The 19,909-nt window shown below is 55.2% G+C and carries 16 protein-coding genes; 5 read left to right on the top strand and 11 right to left on the bottom strand.

Features of this window, described 5'->3' with window-relative positions; genetic code table 11:
* Window positions 1–340: 340 nt before the first annotated feature.
* Window positions 341–2,986 carry a DNA topoisomerase (ATP-hydrolyzing) subunit A gene (gene gyrA, locus JUK32_RS05675; protein WP_204137881.1) on the bottom strand — a complete coding sequence of 882 codons (2,646 nt, stop codon included), beginning with the start codon at window positions 2,984–2,986 and terminating at the stop codon, window positions 341–343.
* A gap of 197 nt (window positions 2,987–3,183) precedes the next feature.
* Between gyrA and JUK32_RS05670 the strand changes: the two genes are divergently transcribed.
* Window positions 3,184–4,134: a histone deacetylase gene (locus JUK32_RS05670; RefSeq protein WP_204137880.1), complete on the top strand. Its 951-nt coding sequence runs from the start codon at window positions 3,184–3,186 to the stop codon at window positions 4,132–4,134.
* A gap of 4 nt (window positions 4,135–4,138) precedes the next feature.
* On the opposite strand, the gene JUK32_RS05665 is transcribed toward JUK32_RS05670, so the two are convergent.
* The 3 genes from JUK32_RS05665 to gltX all read right to left on the bottom strand — a co-directional run bounded on the left by JUK32_RS05665 (window position 4,139) and on the right by gltX (window position 7,346).
* Complete coding sequence (locus tag JUK32_RS05665) at window positions 4,139–5,248, bottom strand: LuxR C-terminal-related transcriptional regulator (protein ID WP_204137879.1); 1,110 nt, start codon at window positions 5,246–5,248, stop codon at window positions 4,139–4,141.
* 118 nt (window positions 5,249–5,366) lie between these two features.
* The gene (locus tag JUK32_RS05660) at window positions 5,367–5,849 is read right to left on the bottom strand and encodes a hypothetical protein (RefSeq protein WP_204137878.1); all 483 of its coding nucleotides are present in this window, start codon (window positions 5,847–5,849) and stop codon (window positions 5,367–5,369) included.
* Between the two features lie 45 nt (window positions 5,850–5,894).
* The gene (gltX, locus tag JUK32_RS05655) at window positions 5,895–7,346 is read right to left on the bottom strand and encodes a glutamate--tRNA ligase (RefSeq protein ID WP_204137877.1); all 1,452 of its coding nucleotides are present in this window, start codon (window positions 7,344–7,346) and stop codon (window positions 5,895–5,897) included.
* 213 nt (window positions 7,347–7,559) lie between these two features.
* On the opposite strand from gltX, the gene JUK32_RS28415 reads away from it, so the two are divergent.
* Window positions 7,560–8,123, top strand: a complete 564-nt coding sequence (locus JUK32_RS28415; protein WP_204137876.1) for a type II CAAX prenyl endopeptidase Rce1 family protein — start codon at window positions 7,560–7,562, stop codon at window positions 8,121–8,123.
* An 86-nt stretch (window positions 8,124–8,209) separates the two neighbouring features.
* Here the strand turns inward: JUK32_RS28415 and ftsH3 are convergent, their stop codons facing one another.
* Window positions 8,210–10,051, bottom strand: coding sequence for an ATP-dependent zinc metalloprotease FtsH3 (gene ftsH3 / locus JUK32_RS05645; RefSeq protein WP_204137875.1), 1,842 nt, complete (start codon window positions 10,049–10,051; stop codon window positions 8,210–8,212).
* Between the two features lie 136 nt (window positions 10,052–10,187).
* Entirely contained in the window at window positions 10,188–11,030 is an 843-nt protein-coding gene (locus JUK32_RS05640; RefSeq protein WP_239112361.1) for an aminotransferase class IV, read from the bottom strand.
* Window positions 11,031–11,187: 157 nt separating this feature from the next.
* Here JUK32_RS05640 and JUK32_RS05635 point away from each other — a divergent pair, with 157 nt between their 5' ends.
* Complete coding sequence (locus JUK32_RS05635; RefSeq protein ID WP_204137874.1) at window positions 11,188–11,970, top strand: TIGR01458 family HAD-type hydrolase; 783 nt, start codon at window positions 11,188–11,190, stop codon at window positions 11,968–11,970.
* Window positions 11,971–12,023: 53 nt separating this feature from the next.
* On the opposite strand, the gene JUK32_RS05630 is transcribed toward JUK32_RS05635, so the two are convergent.
* Window positions 12,024–13,478 carry a multicopper oxidase family protein gene (locus tag JUK32_RS05630; protein WP_204137873.1) on the bottom strand — a complete coding sequence of 485 codons (1,455 nt, stop codon included), beginning with the start codon at window positions 13,476–13,478 and terminating at the stop codon, window positions 12,024–12,026.
* 96 nt (window positions 13,479–13,574) lie between these two features.
* On the bottom strand, window positions 13,575–14,213 hold the full coding sequence (locus JUK32_RS05625; RefSeq protein ID WP_204137872.1) for a DUF2834 domain-containing protein: 639 nt from the start codon (window positions 14,211–14,213) through the stop codon (window positions 13,575–13,577).
* A gap of 381 nt (window positions 14,214–14,594) precedes the next feature.
* Between JUK32_RS05625 and JUK32_RS05620 the strand changes: the two genes are divergently transcribed.
* Window positions 14,595–15,515, top strand: a complete 921-nt coding sequence (locus JUK32_RS05620) for a pentapeptide repeat-containing protein (protein ID WP_204137871.1) — start codon at window positions 14,595–14,597, stop codon at window positions 15,513–15,515.
* Window positions 15,516–15,638: 123 nt separating this feature from the next.
* Complete coding sequence (gene cutA / locus JUK32_RS05615; RefSeq protein ID WP_204137870.1) at window positions 15,639–15,959, top strand: divalent-cation tolerance protein CutA; 321 nt, start codon at window positions 15,639–15,641, stop codon at window positions 15,957–15,959.
* A 4-nt stretch (window positions 15,960–15,963) separates the two neighbouring features.
* On the opposite strand, the gene JUK32_RS05610 is transcribed toward cutA, so the two are convergent.
* The 3 genes from JUK32_RS05610 to JUK32_RS05600 form a co-directional block, all read right to left on the bottom strand.
* The gene (locus tag JUK32_RS05610; RefSeq protein ID WP_204137869.1) at window positions 15,964–16,857 is read right to left on the bottom strand and encodes a hypothetical protein; all 894 of its coding nucleotides are present in this window, start codon (window positions 16,855–16,857) and stop codon (window positions 15,964–15,966) included.
* A gap of 340 nt (window positions 16,858–17,197) precedes the next feature.
* Entirely contained in the window at window positions 17,198–18,025 is an 828-nt protein-coding gene (locus tag JUK32_RS05605; RefSeq protein WP_204137868.1) for an ABC transporter permease, read from the bottom strand.
* 92 nt (window positions 18,026–18,117) lie between these two features.
* Window positions 18,118–19,299, bottom strand: a complete 1,182-nt coding sequence (locus JUK32_RS05600) for a TRC40/GET3/ArsA family transport-energizing ATPase (protein ID WP_204137867.1) — start codon at window positions 19,297–19,299, stop codon at window positions 18,118–18,120.
* Between the last annotated feature and the right edge of the window lie 610 nt (window positions 19,300–19,909).

Genomic DNA, 19,909 nt, shown 5'->3' with positions numbered 1-19,909 from the left:
TGCTTGGGTGGCTGGGTAGCTGGGTGCCTGGGTCAGTTACGTGTCTGGAGTCGGTACTTTAGTTGCACGCGCATCCCCTAGAGCATGATAATTGCCTGTCTCCAGCATTCCAGAACCTGCGGATCGTCCAGCATCCTCGGGACGCGATCGCTTTCCCAGCCGCGATCGCTCACGCAGCTTGCAGCGCCAGCGCCATAAGAAATAACCCAGTTTCTGGTCACATCCTCAAGATGACCCCGCATTGTCCAGCAATTACCACAGCAACAGAGCAAACTGGGCTGTGATAACGCTTTGACTGCAACCAGCCTACCGTTAGCCTTAAGAGCACTAAGGCAACTGTTTAAGCGTCGCCCTCAGTTTCTTCAGCGTCAGTTGCGTCAGTTGCGTCAGTTGGTACATCGACAGCCGCCACGTCTCCGTCAGGGGCGACGACATCCTCAACCGCGACTTGCTCTTCGCCGTCTTCATCACCTTCTGCAAGCTCAGAGGGGACTACGGCGACCGCCGCGATCGCATCATCCTCGTCGAGGCGCTGCAGACGAACCCCCTGGGCAGAACGCGATTGAATGGAAATAGCGTTCACTCGTTGACGAATAATGATGCCGCGATTGGTGACCAGCATCAACTCTTCATCTTCATTCACCACCAACACCGCTACGAGCGAATCCTCTTCCAGGCGGAACTTCAGGGCTCTGAGGCCCATCCCGGCACGGTTTTGCAAGCGGAAGAGCGACACGGGCACCCGCTTACCCATGCCTCCGGCGGTAATTAGCAGCACCCAAGGCCCCTGGCTATTGACTGCCGCTTCGTCAGAATCTTCCGTCGCGCCCGCCGCTTCGGCTTCTTCCACGGCATGGGTTACCAGGGCTGGCAAAATATCCATGCTGATCAGCTCATCACCATCCCGCAGATTCATGGCTCTGACGCCCCGGGTGGGTCGTCCCAACGGCCGCAACTGATCGTCATCCGCCTTAAAGTGAATCGTCATGCCTTTGTGAGAGCCGATCAAGATACTGTCGCTGGTGCGCGCGAGTCTGACCCAGCGCAACTGATCCCCTTCTTCGAGGGAAATCGCAATCAGGCCATTGGCTCGAATGTTGCTAAAGGCCGACAGGGCGGTTTTTTTGACGTAGCCGTTTTGGGTGAGCATCACCAGATACTCATCATCGGTGAACTCTTCGACCGAGATCACAGAAGTAATTTTTTCTTCTTTGGGAATGGGCAACATCTGCACAATCGGAATGCCCTGAGAGGTGCGCGAGCCCTCGGGGACTTGATAGGCCCGCAGCGAATAGGCCACGCCGCGATCGCTAAAGAACACGATGTGATCGTGACAGCCACAAGTCATCAAGTGCTTAATGCCATCATCTTCTTTGATGCGGGCTCCGGCTTTACCGCGAGTAGCCCGACTTTGAGCCTCGAAGGTATCAACGGGCATGCGCTTGATGTAGCCGTACTCAGTGACCAGGATGACGACTTGCTCATTGGCAATCAGAGAAATGTCTGACAGGTCGCTGGTGTCAGGTTCGATGACGGTGCGGCGATCGTTGCTAAAGCGATCGCGGATTTCCTCAACCTCGTCGATGATGATGTCGAGAATCCGCTCACGCCGCGCCAAAATGTCCTGAAAGTTAGTGATTTTGGCCTGCAGATCTTCGTGCTCTTGCTGAATTTTGTCGGTTTCTAGAGCCGTCAAACGGCGCAGCTGCATTTGCAAAATCGCATCGGCTTGCACTTCAGTCAGACCGTACCCCTCCATCAGACCTTGCTTAGCGGTGGGGGTATCCGCCGCATGGCGAATGAGGGTAATGATTGCATCCATGTTCTCCATGGCAATCAGGTAGCCCTGCAACACATGGTCGCGCTCTTCTGCCTTGCGCAGCAAATACTGAGTGCGTCGGGTAATGGTCTCCACGCGGAAATCCACAAAGACTTCCAGCATTTGCTTCAGGCCGAGGAGCTGGGGTTCGCCGTTTACCAGGGCCAGCATGTTGACGCCAAAGTTGTTTTGCAGGGGCGTCTGTTTGTAGAGATTGTTCAACACCACGCGGGCGTAGGCGTCGCGCTTGAGTTCAATGACGATGCGCATGCCGTCGCGATCACTCTCGTCCCGAATATCAGAAATCCCGTCTAACCGCCGCTCATTGACCATTTCGGCAATGCGCTCAATCATGGCCGCTTTGTTGGTCTGGTACGGCAACTCGGTGATGATGATGGCATCGCGATCGGGCCGTCCCCGGTGTTCGATGGTTTCAATCGCCGCGACCCCGCGCATGGTGATGGAGCCCCGACCGGTGGTGTAAGCATCACGAATGCCACGGGCCCCAAGAATTTGTGCCCCAGTGGGAAAATCTGGCCCTGGAATCAACGCCATCAGCTCATCGAGGGTGATTTCAGGATTGCGAATCAGCGCGACGACGCCATCCAGCAGTTCGCTCAAATTGTGGGGCGGAATGTTGGTGGCCATGCCCACCGCAATCCCCGAGGAACCGTTCAACAGCAGCTGCGGCACCCGCGAGGGCAGCACAATCGGCTCTTGTTGGGAACCGTCAAAGTTATCGGCAAAATCGACCGTGTCGGCTTCGATATCCTGCAGCAGCGACGCCCCGGTCAGAGCTTGGAGCCGACATTCGGTATATCGCATGGCGGCGGGAGGATCGTTGTCGATCGACCCAAAGTTACCGTGACCGTTGATCAACGGAGCCCGCATGGAAAAGTCCTGGGCCATGCGCACCAGCGCGTCGTACACAGCCGTATCGCCGTGGGGGTGATATTTACCCAACACTTCCCCGACGACACGGGCACATTTTCGGAAGGGGCGGTCAGCGGTGAGACCCAATTCGTGCATGGCGTAGAGAATACGGCGATGCACCGGCTTCAAACCGTCTCTCGCATCTGGCAGCGCTCTCCCCACAATTACGCTCATGGCGTATTCCAAATAAGACCGGGACATTTCGTTCCGTAGGTCGGTGGGGATAATCGTCATAGGATTGAAAACTCCAAAATCACCAGTATTTGGGCGGCCAACAACTGAATTGAGTCGTTAATCTGTCACAGTCGCCAAATTGGTCAAAAAGTACGCGAAAGTACCAACTATTTTACCATGCTTTCCAGGGTTCACGGAGATGACGGTATGCTGGGAGAACAGACGTTCAAAACCGCTACAGCGAAGTTTTTCAGCCTATGGCTTCTCAGCTCACTGTTGTTTACTCCGATGCGTTTTTAGCGCACGATACGGGGCGTCTGCATCCGGAAAACGCCGGGCGCTTGGCGGCCGTTACTCAGGCGCTAAAAACGGCTCCCTGGACGAACCAGTTGAATTGGCAACAGCCTACTGCGGTGGGCGATCGCGATCCCCTCCCAGCGATCCGCCGACTGCACAACTTGCACTACCTCAACGATTTGGAACATTTAGCCGAAGTAGGCGGGGGGCGACTGGATCCCGACACGGCGCTATCGCCGCAGAGCTATGACGTGGCTTTGCTGGCGGTCAATGCCTGGTTAGATGGTGTGGACTGTGTCTTGCAACAACGCCAATCCGCCTTTGTGCTGTCGCGGCCGCCGGGACACCATGCGGTGAGCGATCGCGGCATGGGGTTTTGTCTGTTAGGTAATGCGGCGATCGCGGCCACCTACGCCCTGCAACAACCGGGGGTGAATCGGGTCGCCATTCTTGACTGGGATGTGCATCACGGCAACGGCACCCAAGCCCTGGTGGAAAACAATCCGCACATTGCTTATTGCTCGCTGCATCAGTGGCCGGCTTATCCAGGCACGGGGCGAGCGAGTGAAACGGGCTTCCACCACAATGTGCTGAATATTCCCATGGCTCCTGGCGGCACCTTAGCCGATTACCAACCGCAGTTTGAGAACGCTGTGATCCCATTTCTCAAAAGCTTTCAACCTGATTTGCTAATCATCAGTGCGGGTTACGATGCCAACCAGGCCGATCCCCTGGCTGGCATGTCGCTGCAACCCTCAGACTATGCTGTGTTCACCCGTTACTGCTTGGAAATTCAACCTCACCTCCTGTTCGGGCTAGAAGGGGGGTATGACTACGATGCCCTCGCCGAATCGGTGATCGCTACCATCGCCGCCTGCCTTGATCCTCAAGTATCAAGCGTCAGCGTTTAACGGCTTAGATCACCCCTTGAATGGCGGCTTGATAGACTCCTTGATAACGATTTTTGGCCTGTAGCTTAGGCAAGCTGTTATTGATGTGAAATTTGACGGTGCTTTCGCTGATGTAGAGCTTTTGGGCGATGTCGCGATCGCGCAGTCCCTGAGCCAGCAACGTCATCACTTCGACCTCTCGATCCGATAGCAGAGAGGGTGCTTTCACCCGGTCGCCTTGAGGGGGCAGGGCGGGTAAGGCCAGGCGTAATTGCACGGTGCGGCGATCGCTCATGAGCTGTAGATCTAAGGTGCCGCGTAGCCATGTCGCAATGGTGCGTAGTGAAGCAAACTGCGATCGCAGCCACGTTTTTCCACCGGTTCCGGCAGTGGGGGGCAACGCGAGGACGGCATCTAACCCAATGACAGTGGGTTCATAGCTGAGGCGGCAGTAGTTGCAGTCAAATTGTTTTAACTGCTCAGCCGCTTGCAAAAACGCATAGGTAACGGTGATGGCGGTGGGGTGCTCGGTGCCGACCAGCATGAGCCGGATCGGTCTCAGCACTGCCGCCAATTGGTCGGACAGGGGGAGTAACGGCGCGGTGCTGGTGGGGGTGATCTGTAACTGTGACATTTGCAATGCGGCATCAAGCGCGATGGTGGCAGTCATACAAAGCACCTGCAACACTTCTAAAAACTCGGGAGCCATGGGCCGCGTGCTGAAGGCCGCCAAGACGCCAATCACGCGATCATTCGCCACTAAGGGATAGCCCGCAAAGCCCTGAATCTGATTAGCGATCGCCCAGTCCCGATCTTTGACCCAGGCCTCTGCTGCCAATTGATTGCTGAGAAACGGAATACGATTTTGAGCGATTTTGCCGACTTTGTAAGCCCCCATGGGTACCCGCGAAAAGGAACCATCCGTGTGAGTGTGTAACCCAGAAGAGGCGATCAGCCGTAAAGCGCTCTGATCCGGTTCAACAATCCAGAGGCGAGCGAACACACAGTCAAATTGGGTAATCAGCGCATCCGTCAGATGATGAGCAATTTTGCGCGGTTCCAGACAACCAGAAATTGACTGCACAATCTGGCTGACATGCTGCAAGTCGAATAATAAGCGGGCAGAATCTAGCACAGCGGAGAGCCTGAGGGGCGATCGCCATTCTCGGGTGACGAGTTACCCCCTATAGTTCAACCAGCGCTACATCGGGTTTGTATCTTGCAGTACCGCCCAGGTGAAGATCGCCGGTTTTCTAGGAGCGATCTTGAATGAAGAGGGTGTAATCCGGGGTTTGTTCGGGGCGATAAGCCCCCACCCAAACCCGATAGGTGCCCGGTAACCAAGCTCCGGCGATCGCGGGATTTTTGCTGCCGCTATCGTCATTGCACCACACGCCCCCTGGCCCAGAGATGACCAAGGTAGTGTCGAGAGCCGATTCCACCCGCATTTCCAAATTGGCAAAATTCGCCTCTAACACCACCTCTTCGTGGGGCGTGGTCGAAATGTAGCCCAGGCAAGGCCCGGTGGGACTGCTGGCCGTATTGACCACAGCCGCCGCGGGGCGATCGCCCCCACCGGTGCCTGCCAGCGTCGTAGGATTCGGGGAAAACCCAGTGCCCAAAGTCAGCGATTGCGCGATCGCGGCTTGCCCCTGCCAGCCGTCACCAACCGCCAAAATCGCGCCACTCAGCGTCCCCATCACAGCCAGTCGAAAGGAAATTCGCATCGCGTTCATCGGATCACTGTTTGCCTCTGGTCAAGTCTGCATCTTTAGACGCCATCAACTTTGCGCCAGTTCCAGCGCCGCTTTAAGACGCGGCACATCAAACTGCCGCTGATGCAGAATTAGCCACGACTCCATCAAATCTGGCCCTTGCATATCGCCCATGAGCGCTGCCCGCATTGATTTCATCATCAGCCCTTTTTTGATGCCCTGAGCTTTCACAATGTCATTCACCAGGGCCTTGCCGCTGTCCAAACTATCGAGTGCCGCCCCAGACTGGAGTTGATCCAAAGTGGCTTGCAGCAGGGCCGCCACCCCTTCTTGGTGCAGTTGCTTGATGGCTGCTTCTGAATAGTCCATCAGCTCCGAGAAAAAGAAGCGCCCCTGCTCAACGGCCTCAGGGAAACGAGCCAGCCCTGGCCCCAGCAATCCCGCCAGGGTCGTCAACCAGTCTTTGTCCGTTGCAGGATCGAAGGGATACCCGGCAGCTTGCCAGTAGGGCATGAGCTGATCCACCAGTGTCGCCGCCGGAATTTCATGGAGATATTGACCGTTGAGCCAATCCAGCTTATCCCAGTCGAATTTGGCCCCAGCCTTATTGACGCGATCGAAGCTAAATTGTGCTGCTGCTGCGGGCAACGTAAACACCTCTTCCCCATCGGGAGCCGACCAGCCCAAAAGAGTCATGTAGTTCGCCAAAGCTTCAGCGGTAAAGCCCAGCTGTTGAAAGTCAGAAATAGACGTGACGCCATCTCGCTTCGAGAGTTTGGCCCCCTTTTCGTTCAGAATCAACGGCGTATGGGCAAACTCAGGCACCTTGCCACCCAGCGCTTCGTACAACAAAATTTGCTTGGCGGTGTTGGCAATGTGATCTTCACCACGAATGACGTGGGTGATCTGCATATCCAGGTCGTCAACCACCACGGCCAGGTTGTACAGGGGCTGACCAATGCTATCCACCGAAGAGGCGCGGGCAATCACCATGTCGCCGCCCAGGTCACTCCCCTGCCAGGTCATGGCCCCACGCACCAAGTCTTGCCACTGAATGGTGCGAGCATCATCAATTTTGAAGCGAATCACCGCTTGCCGCCCCTCCGCTTCAAAGGCTCGCTGCTGCGCTTCCGTCAGGTCGCGGTGGCGGTTGTCGTAGCGGGGCGCTTGATTCTTGGCTTTTTGCGCCGTCCGCATGGCATCTAGTTCTGCCGGAGTGTCGTAAGCCCGATAAGCCAAACCTTTATCTAACAGGGCTTGAATGGCTTGGCGATACAAATCAAGCCGTTCGGACTGAAAGAAGGGGCCTTCGTCCCAGGTGAGCCCCAGCCACTGCAAGCCTTCGGTGATATTTTGGGTGAATTCTGGGCGCGATCGCTCGGTATCGGTATCTTCCACCCGCAGAATAAATTGACCGCCGTGATGGCGAGCAAACAGCCAGTTAAAGACAGCGGTGCGGGCGGTGCCAATGTGTAGGTTGCCCGTGGGGCTGGGCGCGATGCGAACGCGGACAGTCATGAATGGGTGAGTAAAAAACGACAGTCTCTTATTTTAGGGCGTTGAGTTTGTCATTGGGGGGCGATCGCCGGGGAAAAATCGCCACTGCGGCTTGATCACCATGCGGTCAAGATCACCGTTGCAATTGCTGAGAGGATCTAATCGCAGTTGACTTACGGCGGCAGCGCGCTCGATGCTGAACTCTACAGAGTTAGTTATGAGTTCTGCCCAACTGTGCAATTATTCCAGCGCCGCTTGATGCCTCTGCTCAAGCTACTCCGCCGCCGCTTGTGGCTAGCAGCCACGTCGTGGCCCACCCGCCAAGATGGCATTTTGATGGTTCAGTTATTGGGACTCTACGCGCTGGTATCTGTGCCAGTGGCATTAGTCAGCGACTTAACCACGCTGGAGCTGGCTAATTTAACCGGGTTACAGCAGGGGCTCGTGATGTTGCGGGTGCTGCTGTTTCCGGCCTTTATTGAAGAGGGCTTTTGGCGAGTACTGTTGCTGCCTCACAAGACGGAAGGGGTGAGCGATCGCCGCCGCTGGCTCATCGGTCTACCCACGCTGGTGCTATTCGTCGCGATACATCCCCTAAACGGCATGACCCTCTACACCGACGCAGAAAGTACGTTCACTAATCCGTTCTTTCTGGGTTTAACTACGCTGCTAGGTCTGGTCTGCATGGTGGCTTATTGGCGATCCGGATCTTGGTGGCTGCCCACCATCATTCACTGGGCGATTGTGGTGGCTTGGCTACTGTTTTTCGGCGGCTATGGACAACTTCATAACGCGTAATCAGCAGGCATCTGAAACATAAAATTCGCACAATAAAAAAGAGGCTCAAGACGAGCCTCTTTTTCAGTAATCTCAGGAACCCAAAGCTAGACCAGACGGGCCATCTTTACGGCATTAGTGGTAAGCAGTTCCTGCAATTCTTCCGAATCCACAGTCTCTTTTTCCACCAACATGGCAGCCAGCTTGTCGAGAATGGCGCGGTTTTCAACGAGCACCTGTTTAGCGCGATCGTACGCTTGGTCAACCAACGCCCGTACTTCGGCATCGATAATGGCCGCAGTTTCTTCAGAGAAGTCACGCTCAGCGGTGATATCACGACCGAGGAACATATTGCCTTGCTGACGGCCCAGGGCCACAGGGCCGAGTTCGCCGCTCATGCCAAAGCGAGTAATCATTTGCCGAGCCACGCGAGCGACTTGTTGCAAGTCGTTAGACGCACCCGTGGTAACTTCTTCATTGCCGTAGACGATCTCTTCGGCAATGCGACCACCGAGGGCGACTGCCATTTGGTTCTGCAAGTAAGCACGGGAGTACAGGCCCGACTCCAAGCGCTCTTCACTGGGGGTAAACCAGGTGAGACCACCAGCACGACCGCGAGGAATAATGCTGATTTTTTGCACCGGATCATAATCAGGCATCAAGGCACCCACGAGGGCGTGACCCGATTCGTGATAAGCCACCAGCTCTTTGCGACGCTCGCTCATGACCCGATCTTTCTTTTCGGGGCCGGCCAGCACTCGATCAATGGCGTCGTTCACCTCATCCATCGAAATTTCGGTGAGATTGCGACGGGCGGCGAGAATTGCGGCTTCGTTCAGCAGGTTCGACAGGTCAGCACCGGTGAAACCAGGTGTGCGGCGAGCAATCTTATCGAGATCGACATCTTTGGCAAAGGTTTTGCCGCGAGCGTGAACTTGCAGAATCTCCGAGCGACCAGCAAAGTCGGGGCGATCAACCACGACCTGACGGTCAAACCGGCCGGGGCGCAGTAGAGCCGAATCAAGCACATCAGGGCGGTTAGTCGCCGCAATGATAATGATGCCAGTGTTGCCTTCAAAACCATCCATCTCGGTCAGCAGCTGGTTCAACGTTTGCTCACGCTCATCGTTACCGCCACCGAGTCCGGCCCCCCGCTGACGTCCCACAGCATCGATCTCATCGATAAAGACGATGCAAGGAGCGTTGCTCTTAGCTTGCTCGAACAGATCGCGAACGCGGGATGCACCGACGCCAACAAACATTTCCACAAACTCGGAACCGGAGATAGAGAAGAACGGAACCCCCGCTTCGCCAGCAACGGCTTTTGCTAGGAGGGTTTTACCTGTTCCAGGAGGGCCGACCAATAAGACGCCTTTGGGAATCTTGGCCCCGATCGCGGTGAAGCGATCGGCATTTTTAAGGAAGTCTACAACCTCAGTCAGCTCCAGCTTGGCCTGCTCAATGCCAGCCACATCGCCAAACGTCACCTGGGTTTGGGGCTCCATTTGCACCCGCGCTTTGGATTTTCCAAAGTTCATCGCTTGGTTACCAGGGCCGCTCTGCGCCCGTCGTAGCACAAAGAAGAGAACGACCAGCAAAAGTACTGGAATCAAGAGTGTGCTGAAGAGCCGGACAATGACGCTGTCATCGTTTTGAGGAAAAACTGCGATGTCAACATTATTCGTTTCTAGGGTGCTGATCAACTCGGGGTCATTGGGCAGATTCACGGTAATCTGGCCGCCACCGGCTGGATCTGTAAAGCGAGCCTGACTGCGATCAGCGCTGATGCTGACGCGCTCAACCTGATTATTCTCAACCGCATCCAAAAACTGGCTGTAGCGCCAAGTCTGCGATTCTTGACCAGGATTATCGAAAATTGCGGTTGCCAGGGCAATCACGACTACGACCAGTAGCGCATATAGCCCTGCGTTTCTCCACCGTTTGTTCACGGGGTTATGCCTCCAAACACTTCAGAAAGGTGATTCTTATTATTGAAAGTCTGACCCCTGCCGGGCTCTCTTTCAGCGCAAAGTAAAGAAATAATCCTTATAACTGATCCAATTGTTAACTTATATTAACGCATCTTCAGGTTTCCTGGGCTCCTGCTTGCCAAGCTTTCGTTAGCTGCTGGGTTTTGCCCTGATCAGGATTGTAGTTCACAGACGCGTTGCCTTGCAGCACGGTATGAATCGGGACGACTGCCATGACGCTATTGGTATAGGCAAGATAGGTGAATTGGCTCACCTGGGTGGCATCCCAGGGGCACGTTTGTACAACCTGATGCTGGACCTGTAAGCCTTGCATTAAGCGCGATCGCAGCACCCCCGGCAAAATGGCTCCGGCTAGCGGTGGCGTGTACCATTGCCCCGCCACCCACCCCCAGAGATTGCCCGTACTCGTCTCTAGCCAGTGTCCTTGAGCATCTATCAAAATGGCTGCTTGAGCTTGCGCTCGTTGGGCTGCCTGCAACGCTAACCAGCAGGCTAAGTAGTTGCCTGTTTTATGGTCTGGGAGCGATCGCTGAAAGTCAGGACTATCCGCTACCCAGGCGGTTACCCCTTGGGTCTGCCACGTCTGTAAATGGGGCGGGAGCGATCGCCCCACGATCAACTCCCGGCCGTCCGGAAAAATGGTGACCCGCAATACCGGATACGCTGACGCGAGCTGTGCCGCCCCTTGCCGCACCCGGGTCCAGTCAGGTGCAGACCAGTGAAACGCCTGGAGCGATCGCGCGACTCGTTGGCAGTGGCTAGGCCAAGCCGTCCAAGGATGATCGAGATCGTTCTCATAAATGCGCAGGGTCGTGAACACCGTGGCCCCGAATAACAGACCAGGGTCGTGCATTGACAGCATCAGCGTGTCACCGGTCACCAGTTGCCCCGCATACCAATGGCAGCGGTTGGTTGACTGGGCTTCAGACATTGGCATGATCCCCCTCATCTCCCGTCCGCGCCCCCTGATTACATTGACGGCTATGATGGCAGAACAGTAAAAACTGCACCTCTTTTTTCTGGCTCATCTGGCTCATTTAACGGCGCTGCACGGCAGTGGCTACCTGCACTCATCAATTTCGGGGGCGGATTTCATGCTATCGGATCATCTGAAGTCGGCAAACGGGCTGCTGCTCGACTTGAATGGCGTGTTTTACGTGGGCAATCGCGCTTTGCCGGGGGCACAAGCGGCGATCGCAGCCTTGCAAAAAAGTGGTTTGCCGTACCGTTTTGTCACCAACAATACGACTCAGTCCACCCAGTCGATGAGCCAGAGCTTGGCCGCCATGGGGTTAGCGATCGCGCCAACGGAAATCATCACAACAGCATACGCGGCCGTCATGCACCTGCGACAAATGGGTAGTCCCAAGATCTATCCCCTAGTGGCGACTGATGCGCAGCAGGAATTTGCGGAATTCACCTGGTCGGACACGGATGCTGACGTTATTGTCGTCGGCGATATTGGCGACGACTGGAACTATCGCGTCATGAATCGGGCGTTTCGCCTGCTGATGAAGGGTGCCCAACTCATTGCCCTCCATCGGGGCAAATACTGGCAGTGGGAAGCCGGACTGCAATTGGATATCGGAGCCTTTATCGCCGGGTTGGAGTACGCCACCGACCAGACCGCGATCGTTTGCGGCAAGCCAGATGCTTTCTTTTACACCATCGCGCTGGAAGACTTGGGCCTGCCCCCAGCCGAGGTGGTGATGCTGGGCGATGACCTGGAAGCCGATGTGCAAGGGGCTCAAGCGATGGGCATGCAGGGCGTAGTTGTGCGGACGGGCAAGTATCGACCCCATTTAGCGGCCAAAATGAACGTGACGCCAGATAGCGAAGTAGCCAGCATTGGGGCGATCGCCGATTGGTTAGCGTAAGCCATGGCTAGCGATGCTTCAACCTTGGATTGAATATCTTTTCCCATACTCTCTTAAGTCATTATCGGTGGCGTGGGGCGATAGGCTGCCCCTGCCTGCATTTCGATGATGCCCATCATGCCTTGATCTTCGTGATCCAAAATGTGGCAGTGATAAACCGTTTTGCCCACAAAGTCGGCAAACGGCACTAACAAATCAACCGACTCGTAAGCCGGAATGTTGACCACATCCTGCCACAGGGGCGTCGGCACGGGGGCACCATTGCGGCCCACGATTTGAAAGGCATTGGTATGCAGATGGAAGGGATGATCCATGCCCGCCTTGTTAACGATATGCCAAGCTTCAACTGTTCCTAGCTGCACCGTCGTATCCACGCGATCGTGGGCAAAGCCGCGACCGTTGATCAAAAACGCTTGCTCACCATCAATGCCGTGATCCAGCACAAATTCACGGCGACGGCTGGGCGCTGCCAGCACTGGCGAGGGCAACAGAGTAGGGGGGAGGGACACTTCGGCAGTCGCGTCGCCATACTGTAATTGCGCGATCGCTCCAGTGGCAGCCTCAACCCTCGGCACCGCATCACCTTCCATGGCCGCCATCATGTCACTAATGCCGCGATCGTAGGGCAAGCTCATGAGGGTATAGGCACCAGGGTCGCGATCGCCCGCCACCAGCACATCCGCTCGATTGCCCGGAGCGAGGATGAGATCGTCTAACGCCAGCGGCGCGGCCAGGGTACTGCCATCCATGCCGATCAAATGCCACGGGTGATTTTCGAGCCGCAGTCGATAAATGCGAGAGGTCGAGGCATTCAGCAGTCGCAGTCGCAGCAACCCCCGTTGGGGAATCGTGACCGCCGGAGCGCGATCGCCATTTACCGCAATCAAGTCCCCTTGACGCCCCCAGCGGCGAAAGATCGGCGTCGGCTCCCGCCGCCGACCACGCCAGGTTAGGTCAAAATCTTGCAGTACCAACACCGTCTCTGATGCGGCCCGAATTTCTGGAATTTCGTCCACGGCACCGCGCACAATCAGCGGCCCCGCCAAACCACCCGCCAGTTGCTCTGCGACCAAACCGTGATGATGGGGGTGATACCAAAATAAGCCGCCGGGATGGGTCGGGGTGATCGCAAACTCATACCGAAATTGCTCCCCCGACGGTACGGACACAAAAACATTGTCAGCATTACCCGTAGGCGGAATGTGCAGTCCGTGAAAATGCAGATTCGTCGGCTGGGCCAAGCCATTCGTAAAGTTGACGACCACCGTATTCCCCGCCTGCACTTCCCACAGTGGCCCAGGCACTTGACCGTTGTAGGCGAGCAGCTGCGCTGATTGCCCCGCCAAGTTCACCTTCTGTTCAGTCGCCGTCAGGCCAACGGTCAAACTGCCATCTGCACTCACTAAGGGCAGCTGAGGGCGCTGCTGATTGGCCGATCGCGTGCATTGCGCCAGGGCGATCGCGGCGACTGAACTACCCGCATATTGTAGAAATTGACGACGTTCCATGATGTGCCGGGTGCAAGCCCGATCAGAGATGACTACTACCTCTTCTTAGCCTATAAGCTCCAGTCTGCTGGAGAGACAACTCTGGTTCTCCCCTCTTCAGACCTCGTCCAAAGTTGGCCGAAACGTTAAATAAGCCGTCAGCCCCACCAGTGGCACGGCACTGACCAGCGTAAAGACCAGGCCATTTTTGAACCCACGACGGGCCATATCGTCGCCCAACAAGCTTGGCACTAGCAGCCACAGCAGACAAAAGTCGAGACTCATGACGTGAATAAACCGGCTGGTCTGCCACTGCCTCACAAAATCAGCCCAGTCCCCGGCATAGGCGGCATAGCCCATCAGTACGACCGCTGCCATCAGCAGGCTCAGCCCCAACCAGCGCGAATCAGCCAGGCTAATGATGCGTGACTTTGGGCCAGTGAAAGTCGGGTTGGGCTGCCTCAGCACTAGATATGGCAACAATAAAAAGGCTCCCAAACCAAAAGAGCCCACCACAAAGGGCCATGCGGGCACCTTCTGGCCTTGCCCATCAATCAGGGCGAGGCAGGCATAGGCCATGGGCCAGATGCCCATCAGGTTAAACAACGCTACGATCGCTGGGTTAATTTCGTCCCATTGGCTAGTAGAGAGCTGGGTAATCAGCTCCCACGTATCAGGCTGATCAGGCGGCGCAAAGCCAAAGGCATAAACCACAAACGCCAGCCAAAGGGTTGCCAACCAGAACCGACGCATCATTTCAAACCACCCATCCGTGACTACTAAGTTTTTCTCTGAATTATCAATCAACTTAACGAAATCTTCCAGTCCCGGCACTGGCCTCTTACCTTGAAGATGAGCAGTCTATATTTATGCTCTCGGTCAGGCGATCGTAAATTTGCCCCCATCGGCATGGCCGCTAGCCAGCGCTCTCCTGACCGTCGTCAATTTCGTTCTGTAACTCGCTTTACTGTCCTACCACCCAAATCGCCGCGTCGCTCATAAAAGCCCTTATTCAATTACGCCTACCTTTAGTAACTGTCTTTAGTTAACAATATCCGCCATTCCCCCACGGGAGTCGGATGTGTCACTCAACCATTTAGATTGCACAACCGATTACTGGCAAAGGGGCCATTCACTATGAATGCCAATTACTTATTTGAATTGTATGAATCGGGGTACCGCGACTTTGCGGGCATCCATCTCAGCGGTGTCGATTTCAGGCAGCGGATTTTAGTAGGCATTAACCTCCAGCAGGCGAGTTTAGTGCAGGCCAACCTCAGCCGCGCGTTTTTGACCAAAGCCAATCTCGCCAACAGCAACTTATACCGAGTCAACGCCAGTTTTGCCAAGCTGAGTGAAGTTAATTTGCAGCGGGCTCAGCTCAAAAAAGCTGACCTCAGGGGCACCTTTCTGGTGAAGTCGGACTTATCGGATACGCAATTGAGTGGGGCCAATCTGAGTGGGGCCAACCTGCGCGGGGCCAGCCTCCGAGGCGCTAACCTCTGCGGAGCGAATCTTTGCGGAGCCAATTTACGCGGGGCCGATCTGCGCCATGCCAACCTTGCATGGGCCAATTTAAGCGGGGTGCGGCTGAGTGGAGCCGCGTTGGGTCGCACCTTCTTGGACGATGTCAATTTAGAAGGCGCTTACCTCAATGGGCTCAACCTGACGGGGATGAACCTGAGCGGCTTGAATTTACAAGAGGCTAAGCTTAACGGTGCTCAATTGGACTATGCCAACCTCACCGCCACCAACTTGAGTTTTGCCACTCTCAGAGAAGCCAGTCTCAATCAGGCGAATCTCACCAGCGCCAATATGACCGGCAGTATTTTGTGGCGGGCAAAAATGCTCGGGGTCAATCTGGATCGAGCCGATCTCTCTTGGGCCAACTTAGCTGGAGCCAAGCTGGATGCCTGTTCGATTGAAGGGACTGAGTTTACTGATGCAATTTTGCCGCGTGGCTCACAGGCCGATCTCTATCAAAAAGCCTGCGGTGATACTCGCTGGAGTCACCGACCGACCCGCGAAACCTTGAGTGCGTCGCAGTTTGTCGAATAAGCGCCAGTCTAGTTTCACAACTCAGGCGCTGATCAGGGACGGCTAACCGCGATCGCCTCGCCCGTCATCCCCTGATTGGCCCTGGAGCGGAATATCTCAAGTTATGGATGGAGAGCGGAACTCTTGGCAGAATACGGCATCGTTTTAGTCACAGTCGACACCCAAGAATCGGCCCAGGAGATTGCCCAAGCACTCGTGAGCGATGGCTTGGCGGCTTGCGTCAATCTTTATCCCATTCACTCGGTTTACACCTGGGAAGGCAAAGTCGAACAAGCTGCGGAATGGCAACTCATCATCAAAACGGATCTGGCTTTATTTGCCAAAATTGAGACGGCCTTAGGAATGCTGCACTCATATGACGTGCCGGAGATTCTGGCCATCCCCATTCAACAAGGCAGTGAACCGTATATGACCTGGCTCGCGCAAAGTACGCGATCGCCTTAGCTCTTCAATTGTTCACGCCTAAATCAGCTTCAGCATCTTCAGTAGCTTGCATTCGTTCGGCTTTAGCAAGGGCCTGATCGCTGTTTTGTTGATAGCTGATAACGCGATCTTGGGCAATGGCGTAATTTTCATTATCCGGCGGCACTTCCGCCATGAGGTCAGCGGCTCGCTGCCAACGCGCCGCCAAATCTAACCAAGCCGCTGACGTTTCAGCAGCTTGGCCATCATCAACCGCTTGTTGGGCTAACCGTACTGCCTGGGCAAACGAGGCCTGAGTGGGGGCAGCTGCGTCTGGCGAGGTTGTCTCTTCAGCCACCGGGACCGAGGCGCTGTCTATCTGCGCCCAAGAAATACCGAGGCGATGTTTGAGTACCCAGCCCAGCAGCAGCAGCAATAAACACAAGCTAGCGCCCCCCACGAGGCCCCGCACAAAATACTTCTGATTCACCTGCTGGTTTTTCGCATTGGTCACAACAATCTCTTGACGACCTTTGGAGCTGTGGCGATCGCGCCAATACCGACTAACCGGATTAGGTTGCTTCAACTTAATCAGCTCAGACCAGAGCAATTGATTCTCGGGATCACGGGTAATTTCTTCAAACCAGAGAAGTTGCTGCTCGCGGACGATGCGACTGTTAATGTTGGCCTTGCGAATGCCTCGGGGCGACAAATCTTCGAGAATGCTGCGGACGCGCTCCACCACAGTCGCTTGGTCTAACTGCTCAGGTTTGGGCGCTTCGCACAACAGCTGCAAAACCCCGTCGGCCAAAATTGCCCGGGTCCTAATTTGCGCATCAGCCAGACGCTCATTGAGAATCTGGATAATGGCAGCCACGCTACCTTGGCGCGCCTGCCCCAAAATGTCGTTCACGGCGGAATTCGGTTGAGCAGTTTGCATAGCTGGTAGGCAGACACTACGAAGTAAAGAACAGTCTAGCTCTATTTTTAGGGATCTTTATAATCTGCTCACAACAGTTCAGCTTGCCGCGAACCTGGATGTGCCGTTGTGGGATCATGACAATGCTCGCCAGACTCCCCCCTACCGGGTCATCCAATCCTCGGGCGCTTGTGCGTCAAGCAGTACACCAATGGATCACGAGGTGGATACCCAATGTCTATCCCCCAGCGTGGGCAACGTTGGCACACACGCCGCCACAGTTCACTGTGACCATGAAACCGCATCGTGCTGGACAACAATCGCTCCGATGCCGTCACCGCCCCGGACAGTCGTCAGGGAACTAATCTTGCTGATGTGAAAATTGATACGCCCCGGCATAGGCCAGCGCGATCGCCACGACTAAGAGAATCGGAAAGCTGTACCAGGGAAATTCCGATAGGGGCTGATATGCCGCCGCCCGCAAGCCACTCGTGGTATACGTCAGCGGCAGTAAATAAACAATTCCCTTCAACACCGGGGGCAGGGTAGCCGGGTCAAAAAACGTGCCGCCCAAAAACGACATCGGCACAATCAAAAAGTTATTGAATAGGCCAACGCTTTCTAGCGATTTAACATTTAAGCCCACAATTACGCCTAAACCCGCAAACACTGAGCAGTTCAGCACCAAGAGTCCGAGAAACAGCGGGTTGATAAAACTCCAAAGCTGGCCCGTAAACAGCACTGCCACCAAAATCACCGACGCGGCGGTCATCATGCCCCGGACGATCCCGGCCATCATCTTACCGAGATGGAGCGCCAGAGGATGCACCGGATACAGCAGCATTTCTTCAAAGTTTTTAGTAAAGAGGCGATCGCCACAAATGGAGAAAGTCGTCCCCCCAAAGCTTATGACCATCGAAGACAGCGCCGCCATTCCCGGCAAAATAAATTCGAGATAGGTATCGCCGACGGTGGGTTGCGTCACGCGATCGAGGGAGCTACCCAGCCCCAGACCAAACGCCAAAATGTAAATCAGCGGCGATACCAAGCCGGACGCCGCCACCTGCGGAATCCGCACCCTTAAATCCAGCCAGTCACCCCAAAAGACCGTCAGGCTATCGTCAATGAGCGCCTTCACAAAGGGTAACGGAGCGGGGCGATGAATTTTGACCGAGGCGTCAGCGTCCATACCAAATCAGCTTTACAGTTATTTGCAAGACAATTCCACTCTACCCCGAGAGTTGGTGATTTTCCGCAGTGATCCGGCCAGGGTGCGATCGGCTACGACACTGCCGCAAACCGGATTTTCAAGTAATCTTCTTCCATCTTGGCCCCAGCCGGATTCAGCGCCGCCAGCGCTTGCGGCAAGACTAAGTTACGACGATGATTGCCAATGCGAATATTGAGTTCATCCGCCGACTTGCTCAGTTCCACCTGATCTTTAGGAATCCCGGGCAAATATACCTCAAGGCTGTAGTCATTCCCCTCTTGCACCACCCGCAGCGTGTTCTCCTTGTAGAACACCTGAGCAGGATCATCGTCACCATAAAGGGTTTCCTTCAACCGCTCTAACGCTGCGATGCCACACATTTCTTCTGAATAAAGCGGAATTTCGCGCACCGGTAGCGGATGGAAGTTCTCATGGATTTCGTGACGGTATTGCTGCTGCTGATCCTTCCACCGCTGAAAGAACGGATCTTGCACAGACTCAGGAATAATGCGATTGGCAATCACCAAATCGGTGCCTACGTTGTAAAGACTCAGATAAGCATGCGCCCGCAGAGACTCTTTGATCACCATCTTTTCGGGATTAGTGACCAGCCGCACTGAGGTCGTCGTCGTGTCAGTGAGAACCTTCTCTAACTCAACCAATTGTTCGTAAAACTCATAAGGCGCATCCATCACCTCTTTAGTCGGCAAGGAAAATCCGGCGACGGGTCGAAACAGCGGCTCCACCAGGGGACGGAGGGCCGCCGACACCGCCTCAAATGGCTTGTAAAAGCGACGCATGTACCAGCCCGCCACCTCTGGCAAGCTGAGCAAACGCAACGCAGTGCCTGTCGGAGCGGAATCAATAATGAGCACGTCGTACTCACCCTCGTCGTAGTGACGCTTCATGCGCACCAGGCTAAAAATCTCGTCCATCCCGGGTAAAATAGCGAGTTCTTCAGCTTCCACACCTTCCAGTCCACGCGCTTGCAGCACCTCAGTAATGTAGCGTTTGACCGCTCCCCAATTCCCTTCCAGTTCCATCAGGGCATCGAGTTCTGCACCCCACAGGTTCGGACGCACAGGCTTGGGATTGTGCTCTAGCTCCATATCAAAGCTATCAGCTAGGGAATGGGCCGGATCGGTGCTGAGCACTAGCGTTTTGTAGCCCAGTTCGGCGCAACGCAAACCGGTCGCCGCAGCCACAGAGGTCTTACCGACTCCGCCTTTCCCGGTCATCAAAATTACGCGCATAATCTCGGTGCCTCTGCCTCAGTCCAAAAATGTAACGGTTCTTTAATACTGTATCGGTTTTGACGGCTTTTCGCCGCTACGGGTCAGATCTCGATGAGGCCAGAGTGAGCCCCGATGAAGCTCTCTGAGCAGCGGCACACAAAGGGCTCGTGATCATCGCGGCAAACCTCAACCGACAAGACCTGAGTTCGGGATCACGATGCAGAGGAACTTGCCGCGTCATCCGCAGCCTAAATTCCCCTCACTTGGAGAGGAGCGGAACCGATTTTGGCTCCATCCGAACTGACGTCCAAAAGAATTACGTTGAGGCTTCATCAGTTTGCCGCCTAAGCTCATGGAGCCAAGGGCCAGGCAACATTGTCCTAAGCTGGCGGGGATCAAAACGATGCGACGGCTGAAAAATATGAACCCAATGCCGAACCCGATCGCAGTAATGCAGCCAAAGACGCGGGCCTCGCATCGGCGCAAGACCGCCATAAAAATGCCCCCACAGAGGAACTGCAGCGATAAGGGACTTGCGCGCAAAAAAGATCCCCATGAACTGAGTTTCGACTCCGCTCAACTCTCGATACTGGTAGGTTGAGCGAAGTCGAAACCGGATTGAACGGGT

The organism is Halomicronema sp. CCY15110 (assembly GCF_016888165.1).
Taxonomy (GTDB): domain Bacteria; phylum Cyanobacteriota; class Cyanobacteriia; order Phormidesmidales; family Phormidesmidaceae; genus Halomicronema.
This window is presented reverse-complemented; position numbering and strand designations above follow the sequence as displayed.